General features: G+C 64.5%; 5 protein-coding genes. All 5 read right to left on the bottom strand.

From position 1 onward, the window contains the following. On the bottom strand, positions 1 to 503 hold a 503-nt coding region (locus ACIPIN_RS28820), incomplete at its 3' end, for a biotin-independent malonate decarboxylase subunit gamma (RefSeq protein ID WP_401124880.1). Next, positions 500 to 1,351 (bottom strand): biotin-independent malonate decarboxylase subunit beta, encoded by an 852-nt coding sequence (locus tag ACIPIN_RS28815; protein ID WP_401124877.1) that lies wholly within the window; start codon positions 1,349 to 1,351, stop codon positions 500 to 502. The genes ACIPIN_RS28820 and ACIPIN_RS28815, both read right to left, overlap by 4 nt. After that, on the bottom strand, positions 1,344 to 1,643 hold the full coding sequence (locus ACIPIN_RS28810; RefSeq protein ID WP_401124875.1) for a malonate decarboxylase subunit delta: 300 nt from the start codon (positions 1,641 to 1,643) through the stop codon (positions 1,344 to 1,346). Before ACIPIN_RS28810 ends, ACIPIN_RS28815 begins: the two co-directional genes overlap by 8 nt. Further along, on the bottom strand, positions 1,643 to 2,518 hold the full coding sequence (locus tag ACIPIN_RS28805) for a triphosphoribosyl-dephospho-CoA synthase (protein ID WP_401124873.1): 876 nt from the start codon (positions 2,516 to 2,518) through the stop codon (positions 1,643 to 1,645). The genes ACIPIN_RS28810 and ACIPIN_RS28805 overlap by 1 nt, the downstream gene beginning before the upstream one ends. Continuing rightward, positions 2,518 to 4,032, bottom strand: a 1,515-nt coding sequence (mdcA, locus tag ACIPIN_RS28800; protein WP_401124870.1) for a malonate decarboxylase subunit alpha, incomplete at its 5' end; no start/stop codon positions are given. The genes ACIPIN_RS28805 and mdcA, both read right to left, overlap by 1 nt.

Below are 4,032 nucleotides of genomic sequence, written 5' to 3'. Positions count from 1 at the left end.
CCCATGGCGTGAACCATCACCCCAGGGTCACGCAGGGCAATCAGCCGGTTGGCCTGATAACCGTGGGCCAGAAACGCCCCGGACATTGCCTTGCCCACCAGCAAACCGATCACCGCATGCCCGGCCAGTCGTGCGCGAGCGTAACTGTCCGCGGCAGCGGCCAGGGCCTGATGGATGCCCAGGGCTTCTTCGCGGCGGCCGTAAGCCTGGCTCGGCACATCGACGATGGCGATCAGCGCGCGTTTCTGCGGTTTAGCGCGATCCGCTTCAATCGCCTCATCCACCGCTTTGGCCAGCCCCCAGCCCTCCAACAAACCGACCTCGCCGTGACGGGCACGCACAAAGCGGTTCTGCGGATCGGCCACCACCGCGATAAACCGCACGGGCTGCTCGCCCAGCATGCCGTCGGCCACTTTCAACGACGCGGGCAATCCGCCCACGACGGTTGCGCCGGCACTCAAGGCTTGAAACCAGTGCAAACCTCTCAGGGAATAACCGCTCATGAGTGCGCTCCTTGATACAGATCGCGAACCGTCGCCGGTTCGATTTGTGGCATCGCGTCCAGACGGGCGAGGCGTTGCAGGAACAGCTCCGCCTGACGGCTGCGCTGTTCAGCGGGCAGGCCTTGTTGCAGCAGCTCGCTGACCTGCTGCTGAATCTGCGCCACGTCATCGGCCACATACCGATCCACCAGCCCGCTGGCGAACCGTTGCTCGCCGCCGGTCAGACTCCAGATGAACGGACGGTCGCGCGAGTCGTACTCCTCGATCCCGGCTTCCTGTTCGATCACCTGCGGACCATTGAGGCCCAGTCGCGCTTCCTGAGTGACCAGCAGATAGCTGCACAACCCGGCGGCAATCGACATGCCGCCAAAACAGCCGACGCTGCCGGCCACCACACCGATCACCGGCTGGTACTGACGCAGGTCGACAATCGCCGCATGAATATCGGCAATCGCCGCCAGCCCGAGGTTGGCTTCCTGCAAACGCACGCCGCCGGTTTCCAGCAACAGCACGGCGCGGGTGGCGATACCGTTGCGGTTGTCCTCGGCCGCCAGCTCCAGCGCGCCGGCAATCTTCGCGCCGCCGACCTCACCCAGGCTGCCGCCCTGAAATGCGCCTTCGATAGCCGCGATCACCACCGGCAAACCGCCGATGCTGCCCTTGGCGATCACCACACCGTCATCGGCTTGCGGCACCACGCCCTGGCGCGACAGCCATGGCGACATGACCCGCTGAAACGGGTCGAGCAATTCACGAAAGGTCCCGGCGTCGAGCAAGGCCTTGGCCCGTTGCCGGGCGCCGAGTTCGACGAAGCTGCGTTTGCTGAGCAACGCTGCGTGGTCACTCATGGCCGATCTCCTCGAAGCCCTGTTCCAGACGCAGGCGCACTACACCGGGCGTGGCCCCGAAATCATGAATATCGATCGCCAATGCCGGCGGTGTCTGGCCGTCGAACATGCGCGCGAACAAATGCTGCCAGCGCTGTTGGCTGCCATTGACCGACGTCTGCACGTGGATCGTCAGCGTGCCGGCCTGCCCCGGTTCGAGCAGTACTTCGAGATCGCCCGAGCCAACACAACCGACCAGCGCCCGGCCCCGCGCCGGCTGCCCGGCGGGGAATTCAAAGGATAAGGTTTCCATCAGAAAGCTCCCTGGATGACGCCGTCGCCGGACTTGATGCGGTCGATAAACAGGCAGGCTGCGAGCAAATCCGCAGCGCCGCCAGGCGAGGCGTTCAACGCAATTAATTGTTGGTCCAGCTCATGCAGCCGACGGCGACCGGCCAGGCTGGCACTGCCGCCCGCCTCCAACACCGCCTTGGCGCCGAGTTGCATCGTTTGCAGACCGTGCTCGCCTGCGCGGTAAAGCACGCAGGTATCGGCGAGCGTGCTCATGATCGCCAGCAAGGCATCGAGCCGGGCGTTCTGCTCACCGCTGCCGTCGGCGCGGCTGCGTTGGAGTTGCGGCAGGCCGAATTGCATCACTGCCGGGAAGCCCAGTTGTGCCTCTTCCCGAGCACCGCGAACCCCGTAACGTTGCGCCACTTGGGCGCCGTGGCTGAACGGACGTGGGGCATCACGATCCTCGAGTAACGCCAGACGTGCGGCGCGCACAGTGACCGCGCTGGCGGCAGTCGATTCAGGCTCCAGCGCGGCGGCGGCGACCAACAGGCCCAAGGCCCAGATCGCTCCGCGATGGGTATTCACACCGTTGGTGGTCGCCAGCATCGCTTGCTCACCCTCGCGGCCGATCCGCCCGAGGGCTTCGCGCAGCGGCAGGCCGACTGCGCCAAATTCGATGGCCGCTTCAGCCATATCCTTGAAGGCCGGCCACAGCGACAGCGCCGAAGCGTGCATCAGCCCCAGGTGCAAGTCGCTGTGGGCACCGCTGCCGCGACGGTCCACCAGCGCCGGTTTGGGCGACAGGTCGGCTTCGTCGATCAGGGCGTCTACCGCCAGGTCCGCCAGCCGTTCGGCCAGGGACACCTTTTTCGGTTGCAGATTGAGTGCGTGCATTACCAGCTCCTGAACTTGGCGGGCGGGTTGTACAAGCCACCCGACCACTCCACCAGGTCGGCGACGCTTTTCGCGGCCAGCAGCTCGCGGGTGGCGTCGGTGCGACGGATACCGAGGTCTTCGGGCAACGCGATCAACCCTTCACGGCGCATGCGCGCAGTGTCTTTGGGGTTATGCCGCAGGCCGATGGCGGTGACCCCGGCCACGGCCGCGATCATTGCCTGGCGTTCTTCCAGGGACCGCGCCTTGTACAGATAGGCGATGCCTTCTTCAGTCAGCAGGTGCGTGACGTCGTCGCCGTAGATCATGATCGGCGCCAGCGGCATGCCGCTTTTCTTCGCCACGTCAACCGCATCGAGGGTTTCAACGAAGGTCGGTTTACCGCCCTCCTGAAAGGTCTCGACCATTTGCACCACCAGCTTTTTGCCGCGTTCGAGCAAGGCTTCGGGGGCATCGCCGTGGCGCATGTCGAGCCAGGCCGGAGTGCCGTGACGGCGACCACGCGGGTCGTGGCCCATGTTCGGCGCACCGCCGAAACCGGCCAGGCGTCCACGGGTCACGGTGGAAGAATGGCCGTCGCCATCCACCTGCAAGGTCGCGCCGATAAACAGGTCCACCGCGTACTGCCCGGCCAGTTGGCAGAACATCCGATTGGAACGCAGGGAACCGTCGCGACCGGTGAAAAACACGTCCGGGCGCGCGGCGATGTAGTTCTCCATCCCCAGTTCGGTGCCGAAGCAGTGCACGCTTTCGACCCAGCCGCTTTCGATGGCCGGAATCAGGGTCGGGTGCGGATTGAGGGTCCAGTTGCGGCAGATCTTGCCCTTGAGCCCAAGCGATTCGCCGTAGGTCGGCAGGATCAATTCGATGGCCGCGGTGTTGAAACCGATACCGTGGTTGAGCGACTGAACGTTGTGTTTTTCGTAGATCCCGCGGATCGCCATCATCGCCATCAGCACATGCACGGGTTTGATGTGCCGGGGGTCACGGGTGAACAACGGCTCGATGTAGAACGGTTTGTCGGCCACCACCACGAAATCCACCCAGGACGCGGGAATGTCCACGCGGGGCAACTCGCTGATGTCGTCCACCAACTGGTTGACCTGGACGATCACAATGCCGTCGCTGAAGGCCGCCGGTTCGATCAACGCCGGGGTGTCTTCGGTGCTTGGTCCGGTGTAGATATTGCCGGCACGGTCGGCCATGAAACCGGCCGAGAGCACCACGTTGGGAATCAGGTCCACCACCAGCCGGGCGTACAGTTCGATGTACGTATGGATCGCGCCGATTTCCAGCAGGCCGTCTTCCAGCAACTGGCTGATGCGCAAACTCTGGGTGCCGGCGAAGGAGAAATCGAGCTTGCGGGCGATGCCACGCTCGAACAGGTCCAGGTGCTCCGAGCGGCCGACGCTGGGCATGATCATGTGCAGGTCATGCAGCCTGGCCGGATCGGCCTTGGCCAGGGAACGGGAAAGAAAGTCCGCCTGTTTCTGGTTGTTGCCCTCCAGCACCAC

The sequence above is a fragment of the Pseudomonas sp. NPDC087697 genome (genome assembly GCF_044743155.1).
Classification (GTDB): Bacteria; Pseudomonadota; Gammaproteobacteria; order Pseudomonadales; family Pseudomonadaceae; genus Aquipseudomonas.
Note: the sequence above shows the minus strand (reverse complement) of the source record. Positions and strands in the feature narration are given on the sequence as shown.